Source organism: Pedobacter fastidiosus, from assembly GCF_014306625.1.
Taxonomy (GTDB): domain Bacteria; phylum Bacteroidota; class Bacteroidia; order Sphingobacteriales; family Sphingobacteriaceae; genus Pedobacter; species Pedobacter fastidiosus.
In genome coordinates, this window is record NZ_JACRYL010000002.1 from 70,345 (window position 1) to 92,748 (window position 22,404).

The window sequence follows — 22,404 nt, forward strand, 5'->3', positions numbered from 1 at the left end:
GGATAAAAATCTGTGTAAATCTGTGGTTAAACCCTTAATTAAATAATATGAAAAACTTCAAAAAAATACTTTTACTATCAATTCTTACTTGTTTTATCGCTCCAGTTTTTGCCCAAAAAGCATCATGGATTTGGTATCCGGGTGATTTCGATATTTACATGAGCAACGTGATGCAGAACCGAAGAACGGAAAGAGGCTCGTTTTTTCCAGTCTTCTGGAAAATGGATAGCCATTACGTTTTGGTCGATTTTCATAAAGAGTTCAATCTTACTCAAGCCGAAGAGGTTAAACTTTTTGTTGAGGGAACTTATAACGTTAAAATCGATGGTCAGGCGATTTCCGGTTTTCCGAAAAGCATTCAAATCCCGGCAGGAAAGCATAAATTGAGTTTGAAAGTCTATAATCAAGCGCATGTTCCCGCAATTTTTGTTCAAGGAAAAACAATTGTTTCTGATGAAACTTGGTTATCAACTTTTGAAGATAAAGAGTGGATTGATGCCAGCGGAAAAACGTCTGATAAATCGGGAACAACTTTCGTTTCAGCGGGTTCGTGGAACTTAGGCGACCCAAATAAACTACCATCGCAATTCAAATTGCCGGTAGTTCCGCAATCTGCTGTAAAAACTGACAAAGTAAATAAGGGAGCAATTTCTGATTTCGGAAAGGAAACTTTTGGATTTATAAAAGTGCATGGCTTGAAAGGCAAAGGCAGACTAAGCATTTACTATGGAGAATCGAAAGAAGAAGCTTTATCGACTGATAAATGTGAAACTCTGGATTACCTCGATATTGATTTGGCTGAGAAAAAAGATTCCATTATGCCACTTTCAAAGGCATTTAGGTATGTAAATTATCAATCGGAGGGTTCGGTATCTGCAGATTCTGTTTCCATGCTTTACGAATATGCACCTGTTACCGAACGTGGAAGTTTTAAATCGTCAGATGCGGAACTTAACAAAATCTACGATGTAGCTAAATACACTTTTCACTTAAATACCAGAGAATTTTTTATCGATGGCATAAAACGTGATCGCTGGGTTTGGAGTGGCGATGCTTATCAAAGTTATTTAATGAATTATTATTCGTTTTTTGATGCACCAACTGTGAAAAGAACTCTCCTTGCTCAACGCGGAAAAGATCCGGTTACGGCGCACATCAATACCATTATGGATTATTCGTTCTATTGGTTTTTGGGAATTTATGATTACTACAAATTTACAGGCGACGAAAAATTTGTAAAGGATATCTACCCGAGAATGCAATCATTAATGACTTACATTGATGGAAGAAAGAACAAAAACGGTTTATTAGAATGGATGCCAGGCGACTGGATTTTTATCGATTGGGCTGATAAATTAAGCAAAGATGGCGAAGTAAGTTTTGAGCAATTGTTGTACGCTAGAAGTTTAGAAACCATGACCTTATGCGCTAAACTTGCAAACGATTCGGAAAGCGCAACCAAATACGATAAGCAAGCAAAAGAATTAAAAGCGAAGATTTTTGAATTGTATTGGAACCAAAATAAAAGCGCTTTGGTTCACAGCAGAATTGATGATAAGCAAACCGATAATGTAACCCGGTACGCCAATATGTTTGGAATTTTCTTCGATTATTTTACACCTGAACAAAAGTTGGCCGTTAAAAAGAATGTACTTTTAAACGATAATATTGCGAAAATCACCACACCTTATATGCGTTTCTATGAGTTAGAGGCATTATGCGCCATGGGTGAGCAACCTTATGTCTTAAAGGAAATGAAAAGTTATTGGGGCGGAATGTTGAAACTTGGAGCAACTTCTTTTTGGGAAGAATATAATCCTGATAAAAAAGGAACAGAACATTTGGCCATGTACGGCCGACCGTTCGGAAAAAGCCTTTGCCACGCTTGGGGTGCGAGTCCGATTTATCTTTTAGGAAAATATTATTTAGGCGTTCAGCCTACAACAGCAGGTTATGAAACCTACACCATCGAACCGAATTTAGGTGGTTTAGAATGGATGGAGGGTAAAGTGCCTACAGCCAACGGAGATATTTCTGTGTATTGTAGCAAAAAAGAAATCAGAGTTTCATCTGCTACCGGGATAGGAAAATTGAGGATTAACAGTAAAACAAAACCAGTAGTCAAAGGTGCAGAAGTTAAAGAAGTTTCGAAAGGTGTTTATGAAGTTAAGATTGAAAAGGGGAAAGCTTATAATGTAAGATATTCAGGGTAATTTCAATTTTTTCATTCTTTTGTGCCTTTTGTGGTAGATGTTTTTACTACGAAAGGCACAAAAGTTTGGAGTTTAAGCAAGCGCCTGTTCTAAATCAGCAATAATATCATCAACATGCTCTAATCCAACAGAAATTCTAAGTAAATTTTTAGGTGTTTTACTATCTGGACCTTCAACAGAATATCTATGTTCTATTAGACTTTCTACACCGCCTAAACTTGTAGCTTGAGCAAATAATTGAACCTTATTTACCACCTTACTAGTGGCTTCAACATCGCCTTTAACCAAAAACGACATCATCCCACCAAAGTCCTTCATCTGTTTTTTAGCTATTTCATGCTGAGGATGGCTTTCTAAACCTGGATAAAAAACAGCTTCAACATTTGGGTGATCAACTAAGTATTGAGCAACCTTTTTTCCATTTTCGCAATGGCCTTTCATTCGGTAAGCCAGAGTTTTTATGCTTCTGCAAAGTAAAAAGCAATCAAATGGAGAAGGAACTGCGCCTCCTGTTTGCTGAACATTTTTAATCTTCTCCCATAATTCGTCTTTTTTTGCAGTAACTAAAATTCCACCTAACACATCGCTATGTCCGCCAAGATATTTTGTACTGCTGTGCATAACGATATCGGCGCCAAGCAAAATCGGGTTTTGCAGAATAGGGGAGGCAAAAGTGCTATCGCAAGCTAAAGTAATGTGGTGTGCTTTCGCAATTTTCGAAATTTCCTCAATATCCGTTACCTTTAATAATGGGTTAGAGGGTGTTTCAATCCAAATTAATTTAGTGTTTGGTTTTATAGAACCTTGTATCAGATTCAAATCAGTTTGATCGATAAAATCAAATTCTAAAGTTTCATTAAAAATGGTTAAAAGTTGTTTTTTAATACCCCAATACATATCATCAGGAGCAATTATATGGCTTCCAGGCTTTAGGGCTTGGAACAAGCTCATCCCACAATTATTACCAGAGGCAAAAGCAGCTGCATCTTCACCATATTCTAATTTTGCCACGGTGTTTTCTAAAGCAGATCGATTTGGGTTGCTTACTCTACTATACATATGTCCGCCTGGATAGCCACCATTTTCATCACGAAAAAAAGTTGTCGATAAATTTATCGGTGGAGTTACATCACCAGTTGTACTTTTAACAAGATTAGAGGCGTGAATAGCAAGGGTTTCGGGTTTCATGGTAATTTAGCTTTATTCGAATTCTTTCGTGGTGCAATTTAATAATTTGAGGCTAATTTTAAATTGTAATTTGTTTTGGCAAGATTTATGTGTTCTATTTGACGAAATTTAAATTAAACAAAAATGAAAAGATTATTTATAGATATCGCAATTGCATGTTCTACATTAGTAATGTTACAAAGTTGTAACACGGCAAAAAGAGTAACTGCAGGCGTAACCGGTAGCAGAGGTACAGTTGTTCGCGAATGGGTAGTGAGCAATGTTGCTTTAGATGGCTTACCTGATGGAGCTGTACAAGGTTTGTTCGGTGAAAAATCATACAAATGCTTTCAAGGAAGTACATGGAATTTAACCAATAGCGGCAACGGTTCTTATACTTTACCAGCTTCTAGCACTTGTGGATCTGTAATGCAGACTATTTTTTGGTCGGCAACACCGAAAGAAGAAACATTCCAATTCAAGAAAATATTCGAAGGCGATAAAGCTAAAAACGTTACAGAAGGTTATCGTTTAGTATTAACTGAACTTTCTAGCACACAGATGGTGATGAAATCTCCAATTGAGTTTGGCGGTAAAACAGCAAACATCATTTTGACTTTCGTTCCAGCTGCAAGATAATTTCATTTACCTATGAAATACAATGCGAAAGCACTTCTGAAAAGGGGTGCTTTTTTTATTGGTTAATTTGTTCAATAGTTTATTGTATCATCGGCTAGAGCGCTTAAACTAATGACAAATGATCCAATGAACTAATGAACTTTCTGTTTGTTACAAGAAAATGATTTTCAAATCGCCTCAATATTGTATTTTTGTTCAAAATAATTCAGAATGAATACAACTGAGCAAGTTGAAAAAATATTAGCTGATACTTCATTATCAACTGAACTACAAAACATAGCACACAAAGTCCTCCATAAAGAACGGATTACTTTTGATGAGGGCGTTTATCTTTACAAGCATGCAGAATTAGGTTATCTGGGTGTTTTGGCTAATTTCATCCGCGAAGAAAAGCATGGCGATAAAACTTATTTCAACAGAAATTTCCATTTAGAGCCTACAAATCTTTGCGTTTACGATTGTAAATTCTGTTCTTATTCTCGCTTAATTAAACAGAAAGAAGAGGGTTGGGCTTTAACAATGGAGCAAATGCTCGATATTGTTAAAAAATATGATGCTGAACCCGTAACCGAAGTTCACATTGTTGGCGGTGTTTTGCCACAATATGATGTCGCTTTTTATTCTGCGCTTTTTACTGCGATTAGAGCACATCGTCCTAAACTACATATTAAAGCTTTAACGCCTGTTGAATATCACTACATTTTCAAAAAAGCAAAAATTGATTATGCCACAGGCATGAAATTAATGAAAGAAGCTGGTTTGCAATCTATGCCTGGCGGTGGTGCAGAAATTTTCCATCCAGAAGTTCGTGAGCAAATTGCCAAAGATAAATGTACTGGCGAACAGTGGTTGTCGATTCATGAAGAATGGCATAAATTAGGAATGAGAAGTAATGCAACAATGCTTTATGGTCATATAGAAGAATTTCATCATCGTGTAGATCACATGGAAAAACTTCGAGAGTTACAAGACAAAACTGGTGGATTCCAAACTTTTATTCCATTAAAATTCAGAAATCAGAACAATCAAATGAGCAATGTTCCTGAATCTTCCGTTATTGAAGATTTAAGGAATTACGCCATTGCCCGTATTTACTTAGATAATTTTGATCATATTAAAGCATATTGGGCAATGATTAGTCGGGAGACTGCTCAATTATCTTTAAACTATGGTGTTGATGATATCGATGGTACGTTAGATGATACCACAAAAATTTATTCAATGGCCGGTGCTGAAGAGCAAACGCCAGCAATGAGTACCCGCGAATTGGTGAACTTAATTAAACAAGTTGGTCGAAAAGCAATAGAACGCGACACTTTATATAATGTAGTTACCGATTTTGAAAACGTTGTTTTTGAAGAAGAAAAAAAACCGCAATATTATAAGTTGCCAGTCGTCAATCAGGATTAATTTGATTTAATGATTTTTAGGATTACTGAATCTAAAATCAAATTTTATCCAAAAAAAACTAATATTCAATATTTAGCACGTGCTAAATTATCATGATAATCTTTAAAACAGTAAAATTTTGGTCAAACACATTTATATCATCCGCCACGGCGAAACGGAACTTAATAGACAAGGCATAGTACAGGGTAGAGGTATAAATTCTGACTTAAACGACACTGGCAGAGCACAGGCAGAAGCTTTTTATCAAAAATATGCAGCTATTCCTTTTGATAAAATCTATACATCTGATTTAAAACGTACCTGGCAAACGGTTCAAAAATTTATTGATTCTGGCTTACCTTGGGAAAAACTTTCTGGTTTAGATGAATTGGCTTGGGGTGTTTGGGAAGGAAAACCCAATTCAGAAAGTGCTCGAGATGCTTTTCGTGAGATGTTAAAATCTTGGGAAGATGGCGATTATTCTGCTCATTTTGAAGGTGGTGAAAGTGTTCAGGATGTTTACGAACGCTTAAAACAACCGATGGAAGTTTTATCGACAAGACCAGAAGAAAAAACCGTTTTACTCTGCATGCATGGTAGAGCAATGCGTGTTTTCCTTTGCTTGTTGTTGGGAAAACCTTTAAGCGAAATGACTGAATTTCCACACCAAAATACTGTTTTGTATAAAATGGGGTTTGAGGATGGAAAGTTTGCAGTTCTTGAATTTAACAGTGCTGTTCATTTGGATGGTTTGGTAATCGGGTAAACACCAAAATCTAACGCCTCGGTTCGTGTCTCCACCAAATGAAATAGGTTAATGGTTTGTGAGGATACGAATCATGCTAGACGGATGCATAACCAACTCGTCATTGCGAGGCACGAAGCAATCCTACTATTTTAGCTATTCGCGAGTGCTATAAGATTGCTTCATACCTCGCAATGACGGTAATATTTTGAAAAAATTATAATAACACCTTGGATAAGATTAAAATATCGGCTGTTGCTTACACCAACACCAAAGCTTTTATATACGGATTAGAACATTCGGACATCATTAATAAAATTGATTTAAGTTTAGATATCCCTTCAGATTGCGCTGCTAAAGTAATTAGTGGTCAGGCAGATATAGGTTTAATGCCAGTTGCAGCAATTCCGTTAGTACCAAACGCAAACATTGTTGCCGATTACTGTATTGGTAGCGATGGTGCCGTAAATTCGGTTTTCATTTTCAGTGATGTACCCGTTGAAGAAATTAAAACCTTGAGATTGGATTCTCATTCCAGGACTTCGAATAATCTCGCCAAGGTATTACTCAAATTTTACTGGAAACAAGATGTAGAATTTACCACAGATCTAAACGCAAAAACCGATGCTATCGTTTTAATCGGCGACAGAACTTTCGGTAAAAAGGACGATTTCGCATTTGCTTATGATATGGGAGCGGAGTGGAAAAATTTTACAGGTTTGCCATTTATGTACGCTGCCTGGGTAGCGAATAAAGAAATTTCTCAAGAATTTAAAGATGAATTCAATGAAGCTTTAAAATTTGGTTTGGAACACAGAAAAGAAGTTTTGCAAGATTTGCCTCAAACTGATAATTTCGATTTAAAAGATTATTTATATCACAAACTTCAATTCGAAGTTACAGAGGATAGAAAAAAAGCTTTGAATTTATTTTTGGCGTATATTCAGGAGTTATAAACTGAATAGCTTTTTACGAAATCTAATCTTAAATTAGCATAAAAATCTGTTTCAAAGAATGCTTAATGAACTGAAAATTACTCCTGTTGATTTACTTGAAGATTATTGCTCGCAAGTGGATGATGATTTACAGGTTAAATTTGAGAATTTAAAGGATGCAGAGATTTCAACTGAATCCTTTGACTTTTATACTTCTGTGTCAGCGATTGCGTCTTCACGTATAGAGGGAGAACAAATGGAAGTTGACAGCTATATTAAGCATAAAATGCTCAATATCGAATATCAGCCTGATTTAGTTCAAAAGCCAAATGATTTATACACGGCTTATTTGTATGCTCAACATAATGATTTGACAGATAAAAATTTTTTGAACGCCCACAAATTAATAAGCAAGCATTTATTGCCAGCAAATAAGCAAGGAGTATATCGAAAAGGCAATATGCTTGTTACGGAGCACAAAACTGGTAGAATTCAATATGAGGCGGCGCTCGGAACTGAAGTGAAAAATCTTTCTGAAATCCTATGGCATGATATTCAAACACTTTTTCAAACGAAACTTAGCTACCAACAGGTGTTTTATTTTGCATCCTTTATTCATATTGTATTTGTCAATATTCATCCCTTTGAAGATGGAAACGGCCGAGCTGGTCGATTATTGGAGAAATGGTTTTTAGCTCAAAAACTTGGATATAAAGCATGGTATCTTCAAAGTGAGCTAAATTATTATTCAAATGTCAATGAATATTACAGAAACCTAAATAGGTTGGGTATGTTTTTTGAAAAGCTTCATTATAACAAAGCAATGCCATTTTTATTGATGTTACCGAAATCACTTTGAAGATAATTTTTTTATTATCAAAAAGACAATCTCTTGTAAAGATTGTCTCTCTGTAATGCATTTAGTATAGATTCAAATAAATTAATGAGCTTTCATTTTTCCAGCTACTGTTTCCAAACTGCTTTTCAGTTTAGTTAAAGCACCGCTAATGGCTAAATCGTATGTGTTTCCCAAATTTGAAACTGCAATGGGTTCCTTGCCAGCAATTTTTGCTTCTAGTAAACATCTCTTATCATCCAAACCATCCTTACTTCCATTCTCATCAGACAGATGAACCTCTAATCGAGTAATCAAATCGCTAAATCTGCTTAATCCTTCATTAAGTTGAGTTTGAATTTTATCTTCGTATTCTTGGTGTATTGTTAAATTTTTGTCGGTGTTCAGTTGGATCGTCATCATATAAATATTTAGGTTAAATAATATGTAAAATAACAAATGGTAGCACAAAACGTTTCAATTGGAAAGTCATAATTTATAACAGGTTGATTGTTAGATTACTTATTATTATATTAATAATTCTTTTACTTTATTTAACGCCTAACCAATTATCAGTAGAAATTGATTCATTTTGAAAACCATCACGTCGCCATAAAATCGCTAAAAGCAGCCTTCATTTAATTAAAAACATTTTAGGGTTTCGGAACCTAAGTTTGAGGTTAAAACTTTTCCACAATGCCTTATTTCGGCATAATTTTGTTAAATTCGCAAGGTTATAACAATACCTTTTTAAATATCGTTTTTGATAACGAGAATAATAATTTATGGCAGAAGATTTAGAAAATCAGCAAAACGACAAAATCATTCAAATAAATATTGAAGAGCAGATGAAATCGGCCTACATTGACTATTCAATGTCGGTAATTGTATCAAGGGCTTTGCCTGATGTACGCGATGGATTGAAACCGGTGCACCGCCGTGTTTTATATGGTATGCTCGATTTAGGTGTAACAAGCAATAAGCCACACAAAAAATCTGCCCGTATTGTGGGTGAGGTTCTAGGTAAATATCACCCACATGGTGATGCATCTGTATATTTTACCATGGTTCGTATGGCTCAAGATTGGAGCTTACGTTACCCGATGGTAGATGGACAAGGAAACTTTGGCCATATTGATGGTGATTCGCCAGCTGCGATGCGTTATACTGAGGCACGTTTCTCTAAAATTGCAGAGGAAATGCTTGCCGATATCAACAAAGATACTGTAGATTTTCAGTTAAACTTTGATGATACCCTACAAGAACCAACGGTTTTACCGGCAAAAATTCCTAACCTTTTAGTTAATGGATCATCGGGTATTGCGGTTGGTATGGCCACGAATATGGCGCCACACAATTTAACCGAAGTTATTGATGGTGTTATTGGATACATCGATAATAGAGATATTACGATTGAGGAGTTGATGAAGTTTGTAAAAGCTCCAGATTTCCCTACAGGCGGTATTATTTACGGATATAATGGTGTAAAAGAGGCATTTGAAACTGGTCGTGGTCGTATTGTGATGCGTGCTAAGGCAGAGATTGAAAGTGTTAAGGATCGTGAAGTAATTATTGTTACCGAAATTCCTTACCAAGTAAATAAAGCCAACATGGTTGAGCGTACAGCTGAACTGGTTAACGAGAAAAAATTAGAAGGTATTTCCAACATTCGTGACGAATCTAATAAAGATGGTATCCGCATTGTTTACGAAATTAAACGCGATGCAAATGCCTCTATCGTTTTAAACAACCTATATAAGTACACGGCTTTACAAACATCTTTCAGTGTAAATAATATTGCATTGGTAAAAGGTCGTCCGCAAATGTTAAATCTTAAGGATTTAATCATGCATTTTGTCGATCACCGTCATGATGTGGTTGTTCGCCGCACCAAATACGAATTAGCAGAAGCCGAAAAACGTGCACATATTTTAGAAGGTTATTTAATTGCTTTAGATCATTTAGATGAAGTAATTAAATTAATTCGTGCATCAGAAACTCCAGAGGAAGCCCGCGTTGGCTTGATGGAAAAATTCGGATTGAGCGATCTTCAAGCTCGTGCGATTTTGGATATGACGCTTCGTCGTTTAACAGGACTAGAGCGTGATAAAATTAAAGAAGAATATGCTGAATTGATGAAAACTATTGAGCATTTGAAATCTATTTTAGCCGATGAAGGTTTGCGTATGCAAATCATTAAAGATGAATTAGCAGAAATCCGTCAGAAGTTTGGCGATGAACGTAGAACAACAATCGTTCACTCGGCAGAGGATATGAGCATGGAAGATTTCATCGATGATGAAGAAGTAGTGATTACAATCTCTCACGAAGGTTATGTAAAACGTACGCCAGCAACAGAATTTAGGGCGCAGGGTAGAGGTGGAAAAGGATCGAAAGGTAGTAACTCAAGAAATGAAGATTTTATTGAGCACATGCTTATTGCAACTAACCACAATTATATGTTATTCTTTACCGAGGCTGGAAGATGCTTCTGGTTAAGGGTTTACGAAATTCCGGAGGGTTCGAGAACAAGTAAGGGCAGAGCGATTCAGAACATCATTAACATACCGAAGGATGAGAAAATTAAGGCATACATTAAAGTTAAAAACCTTAAGGATCAAGAATATTTAGAGAATAACTTCATTATTATGTGTACTAAAAAGGGTACCATTAAGAAAACTTCTTTAGAATCTTATTCTCGTCCACGTGTTAATGGTATTAATGCAATTAACATTAATGATGGCGATGTATTATTAGAAGCTTGTTTGACTAACGGCGAAAGCGAAATTGTAATGGCTTTACGTTCTGGAAGAGCAATTCGTTTTAATGAGAAAACCGTTCGCCCAATGGGTAGAACCGCTACTGGAGTACGTGGTGTAAGACTTGCACATGATAAGGATGAAGTTATTGGCATGATTGCTGTAAACAATCCAGAGGTTACGGTGTTAGTTGTATCAGAAAAAGGATACGGAAAACGTACTGATATTGAAGATTATCGTGTTACAAACCGTGGCGGTAAGGGTGTAAAAACTATTAACGTAACAGAGAAAACCGGGCAATTGGTTTCTATAAAAGATGTTACTGATAGCGAAGATTTAATGATCATTAACCGTTCTGGAATTGTAATTAGAATTCCTGTATCGGCTTTAAGAGTAATGGGACGTGCAACACAAGGTGTTCGTTTAATATCTTTAAAAGGTGATGATGAAATTGCATCAGTTACTAAAATCGACCATGAAGAGGATGAAGTAGAAGAGATTGATTTAGCAGATGTTTTGGTGGTTGATGGCGAAGAGTTAGAAGCAGATCCAACTGTCGAAGCCGATGAAGCTGAGAATGAAGACGAATCAGATAATGAAAAGGAAGACGAAAATTAATCCAATAAATAGAAATAGAATAATAATTTTATGAAAAGAGTAGTTCTAAGTATAATTTTAGCAGGTGTAGTTAGCTTTGCATTTGCTCAGAAAAGTGAGATTGCAGAAGCAAAAAAGTCTTGGGGACTTTTTCAATTTTCAAATTCAAATGCATCAACAACTTTAGATAAAAAACTAGAGTCATTAAAAGCTGGTCTTGCACATACAGACAAAGCAATAGCAGATGAAAAATCTAAAATTCTGCCTGATGCTTGGTCTTACCGTGCCTTAATGGCTTCTTCAATCGCTGTATTAGATACAGTGAGCTTTGAAAATGCAGATGCAAATATTAAGATTGCTCAAGAAGCACTTGTTGAGGCGAAAAAACTTGATGTAAAAGGTACAGAAAAAGAAAATATTGCAACTTCTGAAACCAACATTGCAAATGCAGTTAGAAATGGTGGGGTAATCGCTTACAACAAAAAGGATTACAAAGCGGCATATGCTAAATTTGTTCAATCTACAGTTCTAAATCCTCAAGATACTGCAATGTATTTGAATGCAGGTATTGCGGCTAGAAACTTAAACGACTATCCAAATACCATCACTCAGTTTAAAAAGGTAATTTCTTTAAATTCTCCGCAATCAAAAGAATTGTATGCTGAATTAATAGACATTACCTTAGCAAAACAAAAAGATACAACGGCAGGGTTGGAAATTTTGAAAGAAGCAATTGCAAAATATCCTGAGAACGCAGATTTTATTAAATCTGAGACTCAGATCTATATCAATAGAGGAGATGCAGCTAAATCGGAACAAATGCTAAACGCGTTGGCTATTAAAGAGCCTACCAATCCAAATTATCAAGTTCTTTTAGGAAATATTTACTTTACACAAGCATTAAAATTACAAGCAGATCGTAATAAAATTGATGCTAAAAAAGTTAAAGAATTTAATGAAGTAACTACCAAGATGAATGGTTTATTAGATAAATCTCTACCTTATTATAAGAAGGCGGTAGAGATAGACCCTAAAAATGCAGGAGCTTTGGAAACCCTGAAAACCATTTATGCTTTCAGAAACGACACTAAAAACTACGACGAAATTAAAAAGCGTCTAGATGCATTACCTAAGGAATCACCTAAACAGTAATTGCAAATCATAAAAAAAGACCTCTGAAATTTCGGGGGTCTTTTTTTTATGTTTATTTTTACGGTATCAGTTAGTTTCAATCCTAATAGATTTCAAATTTATCCTATGCAAAATCGTTTCAAACTTTCCTTTATAATTTTAGCTTTTGTATCTTTCAATGCTATGGCCCAAAAAAGCCAGATACTCGTTGCACGTAATGCTTTAGGGAAATTACAAGCTTCTATAGCTAATAAAGAAGATGAAAAGAAGCAACTAAACATTATAACAGAAGGCTTAAAATCTGTCGAATCTGCGGAGAATGATCGAAAAACTAAGAACTGGTCAGAAACTTGGTCTATCAAAGCTTACCTAACATCTTTTGCTTCCATAATTGATACCGATCCAAATAATGCCGATAAATATTATACTACAGCGCTAGAAGCGGTTAAAAAAGCTAAAACGCTAGATAAATATGAAGATAATTCTGGTTTGATTAAGGCTTCAAACCATAATATTCTAATTAAAAAACAAGATAAAGGAACTTCTGCATATTTCAATAACGACTTTAAAGAAGCTTATGAAGATTTAAGAGAGGTGAGTGATAGCTTTCCGGCAGATACCTCTTTGGCTTTAAACACAGCTATTTGTGCCTTAAATATTCAATCGTATGATGAATCCGTTAAGTATTTTAAAAGAGCGCAAGAAAATGGGATTAGAAATCCTTCGGTTTATCAAAAGCTGGCACAAATGTATGTTGCTAAGTTTGACAATGAAACCGCAATAAAAACTTTAGAAGATGGTTTGGCTTTAAATCCATATAATCATGCTTTGACAAATGATTATATCAATCTTTTATTAGACACAGAAAATTACTCGAAAGCTACAGGACTTATTGAGAATAACCTAAAAGTTGAAAAAGGAAGTAAATTATTATATTTTCTTTACGGTTATTTACAGCAAGCAGGCGGAAATAATTCTACTGCAATTTTAGCTTACGATAAAGCTTTAGCCACAGATCAAAATTATTTTGATGCACTTTACCAAATGAGTTTGGCATATATTAATACAGCTAACGAAACGTTAAAGAAAAATGAAGTGGATAAAGCTTCAAAATATAATTCGCTAATTAACCGGGCACAATTAGCTTTGCAACGGGCAAATGAGATTAACCCGAATGATAAGAAAACAGCTCAGTTGCTAATCGATATTTACACACGTAAGAATGCTCAAGATAAAGTTCAAGAGCTTCAAAGAAAACTACAGGAATTTTAGGAGAGACAAATTGTGAAGAGAAGGAGCGATTGATTAATAATCAACTTAACATAATATTAATTATAGGACAAACTACACTTGTTAAATATAACGCTTTCTCAGTACCAATAAGTATTGCATGAATTCAATTCAAACTAAAATTATTACCCACAAAAAAAAGCATAAACAAGGTTTACGCTTTCGATAATTTATATTTGGTTAAATATTTTATAATTTACTTTCCTTTAATATCGTCTATAAAAGTCTCTATATTTTGAATGAAATTGTTTTTGCCATTATTCCAAGTTCCTGGTGAGGATAAATCATTAATAATTTCATTAACTTGATCTGATGGAACTGGATTTTCAGCTAAATTTCCTAAGTTTTTAAATTCTTTAACTAAATTATAGGAATTCATATCGCCATATCCTCGAAGATGTTTAACCTTGGCTAAAAATGAACTGAGCATTTGGATTTTTTCTAACTTTTCCATACACAAACATAAAATAAATCTTATTAATACTACAAAAATTCTTTCAATTTGCGAACTTTTTGACTTAAGTCAACAACTTATGCCAAAGGCACTTATTTTATTCCAATCGTGTTTGTTTTTTTCGTTTAATGTTAATAAAAAGAGCTTTATTTTAACCTTTCATATCAAATAAAATATCTATTTAAAACATAATATTAAATTACTTGTTCAAATTCTAAATGTACGATGACTATAATTTTCAGCAGGCCACTGCCCTCCAAATAGAACTTGCAAAACAACTTAAATTTAAGTTAGTAGAAAATGTTACAACTATTGGCGGAGCTGATATTTCCTTCAATAAAAATAGCTCAACAATGTTTGCCGGAATTGTAATTCTGAGTTATCCAGAAATGGTTTTGAAATCTTACGCTCTGGAAACTTTCGAAACGGACTTTCCTTATAAGCCCGGATTTCTGGGCTTTAAAGAAGTTCCAGCCTTATTAAAAGTTTGGGATTTAATTCCGAACAAACCAGATATTTTAGTTTTAGATGGAAATGGAATCCTTCATCCCCGAAGGATGGGCGTTGCATCACATTTCGGAATCCTTGCCAATCAGCCAACTATCGGTTGTGCAAAAAGCATCCTTTACGGTGATAATCATCTTCCTGCAAATTCTAAATATGCTACCGCTGAGATTAATAGCAATAGTGATCTTTTAGGTTTCGCCTTAAGAACAAAAGAAAAATGTAAACCTGTTTATGTTTCTGCTGGGCACTTAATTACTCAAGTACAAAGTTTAGAAATTATTAAAAATTGTATTGGAAATTATAGAATTCCTGAGCCTACAAGAAATGCTCATGAAACGGTAAATGCATTTAGACTGGGAGACCTAAAAGCTGGATATCATGAGGTTAATCAGCCCTTAACTTTATTCTGAAATTAATGTGCAGTTTTCTAAGTTCCCATCCCAAATTTCATTTCCGTTTGTCGCGATTTCAAGAAAATCCATTTTTCCATTAGTAATATCTAAACAATAAGTTAATTCATTTTTTAAACTTGGAGTGATTAGTTTCTGTTCGGCACTGATCAAAGCATTAACAAATTCTTCTTCATCAAATTCTTTCAGATAACCGAAATTAACATATAAACCTATTCCAGTAGTCTTTCTAGATTCTACAGTAATAAAATCTACGTGCGATTTCAAAAAACCAAATTTCTCTGTATTACCGTCAATCAATGTATTTAACAGCAATAATTCTTTTTCTCCCAGTTCGGCCATTTAAATCCAGTTTATTCCTTTTTTAAGTAATTGCATAGTTTTGTATTCTTCAGAATCTACTTCAGGCTGAACATTATAACCCCAATTTGCCTGAGGTGGTAAACTCATTAATATAGATTCTATTCTTCCATTAGTTTCTAATCCGAATTTTGTTCCCGAATCGTAAACCAAGTTAAATTCTACATATCGGCTTCTCCGTTGATATTGCCATTGTTTTTGAAGTTCTGTAAAATCTTTATCCCTATTTCTATCGATTAACTCGGTATAAATTGGAAGAAAAGTATCGCCTATTGTCAAAGAGAAATCCAAAATTTGTTGCCAGGATAAATTGGTATTATCTGGTTTTAATCGATCATAAAATATTCCGCCTACGCCACGGGTTTCGTTACGATGTTTTATAAAGAAATAATCATCGGCGTGTGCTTTAAATTTAGCGTAGAAATCTTCACTATGTTCGTTGCAGGCTTGTTTTAACTTGTGGTGGAAAAAGCGGGCATCGTTTTCGAAAACATAGTGTGGCGTTAAATCAATTCCTCCACCAAACCAGCGGGTTTCTTCATTCAATTCGAAATATCGAATATTCATATGAATTATTGGAACCATAGGATGATTCGGATGAATAACAATGGAAACTCCAGTTGCAAAAAAATCATCTTCGGTAACATTAAAAGCTTTTTTTATAGCTTCGGGTAACTTGCCATAAACTGCAGAAAAGTTGACACCACCCTTTTCGATTACATTACCGTTTTGCATAATCCGCGTACGGCCTCCGCCCCCACCGTCTCTCTGCCAAATTTCTTCTTCAAATTTTCCTTTCCCATCAGCAATCTCTAATCCCCTACAAATCTCATCCTGAATTTGCTGATATTTCTCCGCTACTTCTTCTTTGAACATGGTTATTGATTATTTAACTATACAAATTTAAAGCTATTCGTAGAGCAAAGCTGATTTAAGTTTAGATAGTACATTTTATTGACAGTTGAGAAAGATTTGATCAATCAAGAAGTTATTCAAAGTAATCCATCCACTAAGTTTTGACGACTTTAATAGCATTTTAGAAAAAAGTTGTCAAAGCTAAAAAAGCTCAAGGCAATTGATACATCAGGGTTTTGACAACTTTATTAGCGCCATAGAAATAAAGTTGTCAAAGTTTAAAATTCGGCGGAGTATTACTCTTCTAAATAATCTAAATCTTTATTAAAACTCTCTTTAAGTTGACTAAGCGCAAACATTGCAATTATTGTTAGCACAGCCATAACTATGAATCCGGCTGTAACATTGCTGTATTTAGCAGCTAAATATCCAAAGAGTAAATTGATTGGTATAAGTGCGCCACGAACAAAATTAGGTGCTGTAGTTGTAACTGTGGCACGAATATTCGTTCCAAACTGTTCTGCAGCAATGGTTACAAACGTAGCCCAGTAACCAACTGAAAAGCCCATAAATAAACAAATCCAGATAAAACTAGCTCCAGATAAACCATAGCTCGTTAAATACACAATTACACTAACAACGGAAAGGCAGTGAAAAATGAAAACAGTCTTTCTTCTTGATTTTAAAATTTGAGCTAAAAAACCAGTCACTACATCACCAATGGCGATACCAAAATAAGTAAACATAATTCCTTTTCCAGCATCAAGGGTTTCTGTGGCATGGAGCTCCTGACCAAATTCTCGGCAGAGTGTTACCAAAATTCCAACAACAAACCAAAGTGGAATACCGATAAGAATACAATATAAATATTTAAGTAATCTTTCTTTGCTGCTGAAAAGCATAAAAAAGTTTCCTTTTGATACTTGTTTCTGATTGGCTGCATGTTTAAATAAACCAGATTCGAAAGTGCCCACACGCAACAAAAGCAACATTAAGCCCATTCCGCCTCCAACAAAATAGGAGGTTTGCCAAGTAAAGTTTTCTGAAATAGTTGCCGCCGCCGCTGCTCCTAATAATCCGATTCCGGCAACGATCATTGTTCCATAACCACGCTTTTCTTTATCCATCGTTTCGGTAACCAGGGTTATCCCCGCTCCTAACTCTCCCGCCAATCCTACACCCGCAATAAAACGGATTAAAGCGTAGCTATTTACTGTGGTTGCAAAACCGTTCGCAATATTGGCTAAGGAATATAATAAAATAGATCCAAACAAGACTTTTATTCTCCCCATTTTATCTCCAAGAATTCCCCAAAGAAGGCCTCCAAGCAATAAACCGAACATTTGTACATTAATAATGAAGATTCCGTCAGCCTTTAAATCAGTAGCAGAGACGCCAATTTCGGTTAGACTTTTAACGCGTACAACGGAGAATAAAACAAGATCGTAGATATCTACAAAGTAGCCTAGGGCAGCTACAATTACCAAAAAAACAATATTACGATTGTTGGTTGGTTGGGGATTCATTCTTTTCTATTTGGTTTATTTGCTGAAAGTACAAATAACCACAAATAAAAAAAATAGTTGTTAAACAAAAAAGCTCCCGAATTAATCGAGAGCTCCTTAACTGCCTACATTGGAGGCATTTTTTTTGTAGTATCAGGTGGCATTTTTGTTGTCGTATCTGGCGGTGTAGTCGTTTTAGTTGTATCCGCTGGAGTTGTCATTGTAGAATCCATTTTAGTACTGTCCGTTGAGCCGGCCATGTTTTTAGATGAATTGCATGCTGAAGTGGCTATCATCAGAGAGCCAGCAAAAGCAAGACTTAAGATTATTTTTTTCATAGTTTTTTTATTGTTATCTATAATCCTAACAACCTTGTTATCATTTGGTTTTAATTTTTTTATCCAGAATTTCGAAAAATTGTTAATCGAATTGATAAACTTCGCTTCTTAATCAGCTTAAAACGCTCTAAATCATTAATGGAAATTAATAGTTTAAGCAGATTATTCATGATGAATTTTCAGTTTATTTAGCAATTCTGGCGAAACGTTTTCTGCATAAACACCATAACCATCAACTAAAACACCTTTTAAATTACCAACGGCAGATGAAATGGCATAAACTACAGAACTATCTGCGGGATCTGTCATTCCCTCAAATCGATATACTTCCTCAATTTGAAACTCTTCTGGCATTAGTAGTAAGTCTATCTCTTTACACTCCAAAGCTTCGGGTGTTAAGTTAAAATCCAAGTTATAGCCTCGGCTATCTAAATCGGCTAAAGCCGCGGTAACAGTATCGTAAACGTGCATGATTCTAATTTACTAAAATATTACTTAAACATCATCCATAAAACTTTTAAAGGTGCTAAATGTTTCTGATATTAGTAAATATGATTATATCTCAAAATACCCTTAAATGGGTAATGCGCCTTTATCCTCCACTATTTTTCCAGCGCATTTGGGTTCAGAAATTCGATAATGGTTTTAGAAGCTGTACCGTAAAACTGAGCAAAAGTTTTTTGAATAAAAACTACAATGGCTCTATTTTTGGTGGAACGATTTATGCCGCAACGGATCCTTTTTATGCTTTATTATTTGATCAACTGTTACAGCGGCAGGGCTTTAAGGTTAGGGTTTGGTTAAAAAGTGCATCGATCCAGTATTTAAAACCTGGCCGGTCTACTTTATATTTTACCATTACCATTACTGATGAGATGCTGGCGGATGCAGAAAATGCGTTGAAAACTGTGGGGAAGTTTGTAAAAGCTTATCCTATGGAAATAACCAATAAGCAGGGTGAGCTTTGCGCAACTGTTATGAATGAAGTTTATGTAAGAAACCTGCATCAAGGCGAAACGCCACGTGTTGCTTATTAATTTGAAGATATGGCGAGTATAAAGAGTTTGATTTTGCAAGGAGAGGGTGTTCGGTTGGACTTTAAAAAAACCATTACAAATACAGAGAAAATTGCAAAAAGTTTGGTAGCATTTGCCAATAACAAGGGTGGAAAATTGTTAATTGGTGTTGCAGATGATGGTTCTATAAAGGGAGTTAAATCTGAAGAGGAAGAGAAATATATGATTCTTACCTCCGCTCACCAGTTCTGTAAGCCTGCAATTGAGCCAAATTTTGAAGAGATTTATGTAGATGACAGGCTGGTGCTTGTTGTTAATATACCAGAAAGCGATACCAAACCACATTATGCTTTAGACGAACATAAAAAGTGGTGGGCTTACATTCGGATCGATGATAAAAGTGTCCTCGCCAGTCGGATTATTGTTGATGTTTTAAAACAAGACCACAAAAATAATGGTGTGCTGATCTCCTATTCTGACAATGAAAAAAAACTTCTTGAATATTTGGAGCAAAACGAAAAAATTACATTAAAAGAGTTTAGCAAACTGCTTCGGAGCTCATATAGAAAAGCCCAAAAAGTTTTGGTTAGTTTGATACTAACGAATGTAATCAAAACTCATACCTCAGAAAAAGAAGAGTATTTCACTGCTGTTAAATAAGCTTATTTAGCTTTCTAGATCCTAAATCTGAAAATAATTCTAACAATCAATCAAAATTAACTTTTGGTTAATTCTCTTTTTTGAAGGTTAAATACCCGACCTTTGCAAACTTATGTTATCTACAATTTACGCCAAATATAAACCTTACTACAAAGAAAATCTTCATCTGGCTTTGCCAATTGTGGGTTCTCAGATCGGTCATACATTAGTTCAAATGGCCGATAGTGTTATTGTTGGCCACTTTACAGATACCACTCAACTTGCTGCAGTTTCTTTAGTAAACAGCATATTTATTTTGATTTTGGTAATCGGTTTAGGGATTTCTTATGGCCTAACTCCACTTATCGCTCAGGAAAACGGAAAGCAGAACTTTGCAGAATGTGGCAAGCTTTTATCCAACAGTTTAATCATTAATATTTTAGTTGGAATTTTTCTTTATGCACTGGTGCATTTTGGCGTTTTATTGGTGATTGATCACTTAGACCAAACGCCAGCAGTAGTTAAATACGCGAAACCATATTTGGGTTTACTTTCAATTTCTATTATTCCTCTGTTAATTTTTCAAACCTTTAAACAGTTTGCAGAAGGTTTAGGCTTTACCAAGCAAGCCATGTTTGTTTCGTTATGGGGCAACTTAATTAATATAGTTTTAGGGATAATTTTTGTGAAAGGAATGTTTGGAATAAAATCTATGGGGGTTAGCGGCGTTGGATGGAGTACGCTAATCGATAGGGTTTTAATGGCAATCGCCATGAGTTTTTATGTATTAAGATCTGAGAACTTCAAAAAATATCTCGTTACATTTAAAGCCACATTTATCGATAAAGTTAGGACTATAAAAATTACAAAAATTGGAATGCCTGTGGCCATGCAATATTCCTTTGAAATAAGCGCTTTCAGTGGGGCCGCTATTTTAATTGGAACAATTGGCGCTGTAGAGCAAGCTGCACATCAAATTGCAATTAGCTTGGCCGCAATGACCTATATGATTGCCAGTGGTGTCGCATCAGCAGCTACCATTAAAACAGGTAATAACTTTGGTAAAAAGAATTTTGTCGATTTACGTCGATCAGCCATTGCAAGTTACCACGTGATCATTGTTTTTATGAGTTGTACAGCGCTAATTTTTGCTTTAGCACACAACTTAATGCCTTTTATTTATACAGAAGATTTGAATGTTGTTCCTATTGCAGCCCAATTATTAATTATAGCAGGCTTTTTTCAACTTTTTGATGGTACCCAAGTTGTGGGCTTGGGTGTATTACGTGGTTTGGGCGACGTAAACGTTCCTACTTTCATTACTTTTCTGGCCTATTGGGTAGTTGGTATTCCAGTTGGTTATTTGCTTGGTTTTAAGTTTGGACTAGGCGTAAACGGAATTTGGTATGGATTAACCTTTGGATTGCTAACAGCCTCTATTCTATTGTTTTTGAGGTTTCAGAATAAAACGAGGGCTTTGAATAATCATTCGATTATTTAATGTTTTTTTTGGAAACATAAGGTTCTGTAATTCTTTGCCGATCTCAATCCTGTTTTTCGCTAAATCCCCGATAGAAAAATCGGGGGATACCGCTTCAACCAGGTTTAGGAATCAAAAGATCCCTTTTCCCTCAGAAACGCTATTTGCCTAACCATTGTTTCTTAAGCATAAGGGCATGTGTAAACCTTATAGAACGGAAAGCCCACAGCCCTTTTTTGGGCGAGGACTTGCAGTGATAGAAGGACGAACATTAAAACAAGAACAGGAATTGCTTTCCAAATCCTTAAAAAGATAAATTGTATTTTAATTTCAAGAATAGCACTAATATATTAGCGAGTAGCACTACTGCTTTCCTCCAACATTAAAAATCAGACCAATCGTAAAAATAGAATTCCCTGCAGACATATAATCTCGATTCTTCAATCCAATATTACTGCTGGTTGTGTATTGAAGCTGGATTATTTTGCTCAGTTGCATCCGTGTAAAAAAGATTGGCTCAAAGAAAATATTGTCTTCCTTAGGCTGAACAACACCATTCAAGAAAAATCTGTCCATTTTTACATGACTAATTCTTAAAGCGGTTCCGTAATTTATAGGAAAATTAGTGCCGAAAAGCTTTAAATTATTTTTCTTTTTTGAACTGTAATTCACTTGAAGAAACGATTTTCGGTAATCAACTTCCTGCAATTGACTGCTCACCAACACATCATTTTTAAAATCTCTAAAGGTAATATCACTCCACCCCTTACCTACACCGGCATAAATTTCAATAATTCTATTGTTATCTGGACCAAAAGTATCAAAGTAACCGCCTCCTATTTCAATCAATTTATGGCTAAAATCCTTTGCTTTTCTTTCGCTGTTCATTGCCGAACCACTAAATAGAACTCCGATATGATCTGAAACTGCATAAGCACCATTAATACTGGTATTGCCTTTTAAGGAGATATGTCCGCCACCGCTAAATTCGCCTTGTTTACTTAACATTGGCGTATTGGGTACATTAGGCATGTAAACGGAAGAGCAACTGCTTATAAAAAGCACTAAAACTGGGAAAGCTAAACGTAAGGATTTATTCATAGATTTTAATATAAACACATTTTGAAGATAAAAATTGTG

Annotated in this window: 22 protein-coding genes; 14 read left to right on the forward strand and 8 right to left on the reverse strand. The window is 35.1% G+C overall.

The genetic code is table 11. The features are described from left to right. Positions 1–47: 47 nt before the first annotated feature. Positions 48–2,213 carry an alpha-L-rhamnosidase-related protein gene (locus H7U22_RS02345; RefSeq protein WP_187069737.1) on the forward strand — a complete coding sequence of 722 codons (2,166 nt, stop codon included), beginning with the start codon at positions 48–50 and terminating at the stop codon, positions 2,211–2,213. Positions 2,214–2,285: 72 nt separating this feature from the next. On the opposite strand, the gene H7U22_RS02350 is transcribed toward H7U22_RS02345, so the two are convergent. Beyond that, positions 2,286–3,401: a trans-sulfuration enzyme family protein gene (locus tag H7U22_RS02350; protein ID WP_187069738.1), complete on the reverse strand. Its 1,116-nt coding sequence runs from the start codon at positions 3,399–3,401 to the stop codon at positions 2,286–2,288. Between the two features lie 123 nt (positions 3,402–3,524). On the opposite strand from H7U22_RS02350, the gene H7U22_RS02355 reads away from it, so the two are divergent. The 5 genes from H7U22_RS02355 to H7U22_RS02375 all read left to right on the forward strand — a co-directional run bounded on the left by H7U22_RS02355 (position 3,525) and on the right by H7U22_RS02375 (position 7,947). Next, the gene (locus H7U22_RS02355; RefSeq protein WP_248284661.1) at positions 3,525–4,019 is read left to right on the forward strand and encodes a hypothetical protein; all 495 of its coding nucleotides are present in this window, start codon (positions 3,525–3,527) and stop codon (positions 4,017–4,019) included. Positions 4,020–4,229: 210 nt separating this feature from the next. Further along, entirely contained in the window at positions 4,230–5,429 is a 1,200-nt protein-coding gene (mqnE, locus tag H7U22_RS02360; protein WP_187069739.1) for an aminofutalosine synthase MqnE, read from the forward strand. Between the two features lie 118 nt (positions 5,430–5,547). After that, complete coding sequence (locus H7U22_RS02365; RefSeq protein WP_187069740.1) at positions 5,548–6,174, forward strand: histidine phosphatase family protein; 627 nt, start codon at positions 5,548–5,550, stop codon at positions 6,172–6,174. A gap of 209 nt (positions 6,175–6,383) precedes the next feature. Beyond that, entirely contained in the window at positions 6,384–7,109 is a 726-nt protein-coding gene (locus H7U22_RS02370; RefSeq protein WP_187069741.1) for a menaquinone biosynthetic enzyme MqnA/MqnD family protein, read from the forward strand. A gap of 58 nt (positions 7,110–7,167) precedes the next feature. Then, a complete protein-coding gene (locus H7U22_RS02375; protein WP_187069742.1) occupies positions 7,168–7,947 on the forward strand; it encodes a Fic family protein in 780 nt (259 codons plus the stop codon). Between the two features lie 81 nt (positions 7,948–8,028). Here the strand turns inward: H7U22_RS02375 and H7U22_RS02380 are convergent, their stop codons facing one another. Then, positions 8,029–8,346: an HPF/RaiA family ribosome-associated protein gene (locus H7U22_RS02380; RefSeq protein WP_248284662.1), complete on the reverse strand. Its 318-nt coding sequence runs from the start codon at positions 8,344–8,346 to the stop codon at positions 8,029–8,031. Positions 8,347–8,708: 362 nt separating this feature from the next. Here H7U22_RS02380 and gyrA point away from each other — a divergent pair, with 362 nt between their 5' ends. From gyrA to H7U22_RS02395, 3 genes are all read left to right on the forward strand, one after another. Further along, a complete protein-coding gene (gene gyrA, locus H7U22_RS02385; protein ID WP_187069743.1) occupies positions 8,709–11,300 on the forward strand; it encodes a DNA gyrase subunit A in 2,592 nt (863 codons plus the stop codon). Positions 11,301–11,330: 30 nt separating this feature from the next. Further along, positions 11,331–12,431, forward strand: coding sequence for a tetratricopeptide repeat protein (locus H7U22_RS02390; RefSeq protein ID WP_187069744.1), 1,101 nt, complete (start codon positions 11,331–11,333; stop codon positions 12,429–12,431). A gap of 105 nt (positions 12,432–12,536) precedes the next feature. Continuing rightward, positions 12,537–13,682 (forward strand): tetratricopeptide repeat protein, encoded by a 1,146-nt coding sequence (locus H7U22_RS02395; protein ID WP_187069745.1) that lies wholly within the window; start codon positions 12,537–12,539, stop codon positions 13,680–13,682. 214 nt (positions 13,683–13,896) lie between these two features. On the opposite strand, the gene H7U22_RS02400 is transcribed toward H7U22_RS02395, so the two are convergent. Continuing rightward, positions 13,897–14,154 (reverse strand): hypothetical protein, encoded by a 258-nt coding sequence (locus H7U22_RS02400; RefSeq protein ID WP_187069746.1) that lies wholly within the window; start codon positions 14,152–14,154, stop codon positions 13,897–13,899. Between the two features lie 218 nt (positions 14,155–14,372). Between H7U22_RS02400 and H7U22_RS02405 the strand changes: the two genes are divergently transcribed. Then, positions 14,373–15,071, forward strand: a complete 699-nt coding sequence (locus tag H7U22_RS02405) for an endonuclease V (protein ID WP_187069747.1) — start codon at positions 14,373–14,375, stop codon at positions 15,069–15,071. Here the strand turns inward: H7U22_RS02405 and H7U22_RS02410 are convergent. The 3 genes from H7U22_RS02410 to H7U22_RS02420 all read right to left on the reverse strand — a co-directional run bounded on the left by H7U22_RS02410 (position 15,063) and on the right by H7U22_RS02420 (position 17,812). Beyond that, on the reverse strand, positions 15,063–15,413 hold the full coding sequence (locus H7U22_RS02410) for a hypothetical protein (protein ID WP_187069748.1): 351 nt from the start codon (positions 15,411–15,413) through the stop codon (positions 15,063–15,065). The genes H7U22_RS02405 and H7U22_RS02410 overlap by 9 nt on opposite strands. Further along, positions 15,414–16,307 (reverse strand): oxygen-dependent coproporphyrinogen oxidase, encoded by an 894-nt coding sequence (gene hemF, locus H7U22_RS02415; protein WP_187069749.1) that lies wholly within the window; start codon positions 16,305–16,307, stop codon positions 15,414–15,416. Positions 16,308–16,582: 275 nt separating this feature from the next. After that, positions 16,583–17,812, reverse strand: a complete 1,230-nt coding sequence (locus H7U22_RS02420; RefSeq protein ID WP_187069750.1) for an MFS transporter — start codon at positions 17,810–17,812, stop codon at positions 16,583–16,585. 57 nt (positions 17,813–17,869) lie between these two features. Between H7U22_RS02420 and H7U22_RS02425 the strand changes: the two genes are divergently transcribed. Then, positions 17,870–18,241, forward strand: coding sequence for a hypothetical protein (locus tag H7U22_RS02425; protein ID WP_187069751.1), 372 nt, complete (start codon positions 17,870–17,872; stop codon positions 18,239–18,241). 50 nt (positions 18,242–18,291) lie between these two features. Here H7U22_RS02425 and H7U22_RS02430 read toward each other — a convergent pair whose 3' ends face one another. Further along, positions 18,292–18,600, reverse strand: a complete 309-nt coding sequence (locus tag H7U22_RS02430) for a phosphoribosylpyrophosphate synthetase (RefSeq protein WP_187069752.1) — start codon at positions 18,598–18,600, stop codon at positions 18,292–18,294. An 80-nt stretch (positions 18,601–18,680) separates the two neighbouring features. Between H7U22_RS02430 and H7U22_RS02435 the strand changes: the two genes are divergently transcribed. The 3 genes from H7U22_RS02435 (at position 18,681) to H7U22_RS02445 (ending at position 21,285) form a co-directional block, all read left to right on the forward strand. Further along, positions 18,681–19,166, forward strand: a complete 486-nt coding sequence (locus H7U22_RS02435) for a DUF4442 domain-containing protein (protein ID WP_187069981.1) — start codon at positions 18,681–18,683, stop codon at positions 19,164–19,166. A gap of 9 nt (positions 19,167–19,175) precedes the next feature. After that, complete coding sequence (locus tag H7U22_RS02440) at positions 19,176–19,805, forward strand: AlbA family DNA-binding domain-containing protein (RefSeq protein WP_187069753.1); 630 nt, start codon at positions 19,176–19,178, stop codon at positions 19,803–19,805. A 112-nt stretch (positions 19,806–19,917) separates the two neighbouring features. Continuing rightward, positions 19,918–21,285: an MATE family efflux transporter gene (locus H7U22_RS02445; protein ID WP_187069754.1), complete on the forward strand. Its 1,368-nt coding sequence runs from the start codon at positions 19,918–19,920 to the stop codon at positions 21,283–21,285. Between the two features lie 342 nt (positions 21,286–21,627). Here the strand turns inward: H7U22_RS02445 and H7U22_RS02450 are convergent, their stop codons facing one another. Then, complete coding sequence (locus tag H7U22_RS02450) at positions 21,628–22,365, reverse strand: hypothetical protein (protein ID WP_187069755.1); 738 nt, start codon at positions 22,363–22,365, stop codon at positions 21,628–21,630. Between the last annotated feature and the right edge of the window lie 39 nt (positions 22,366–22,404).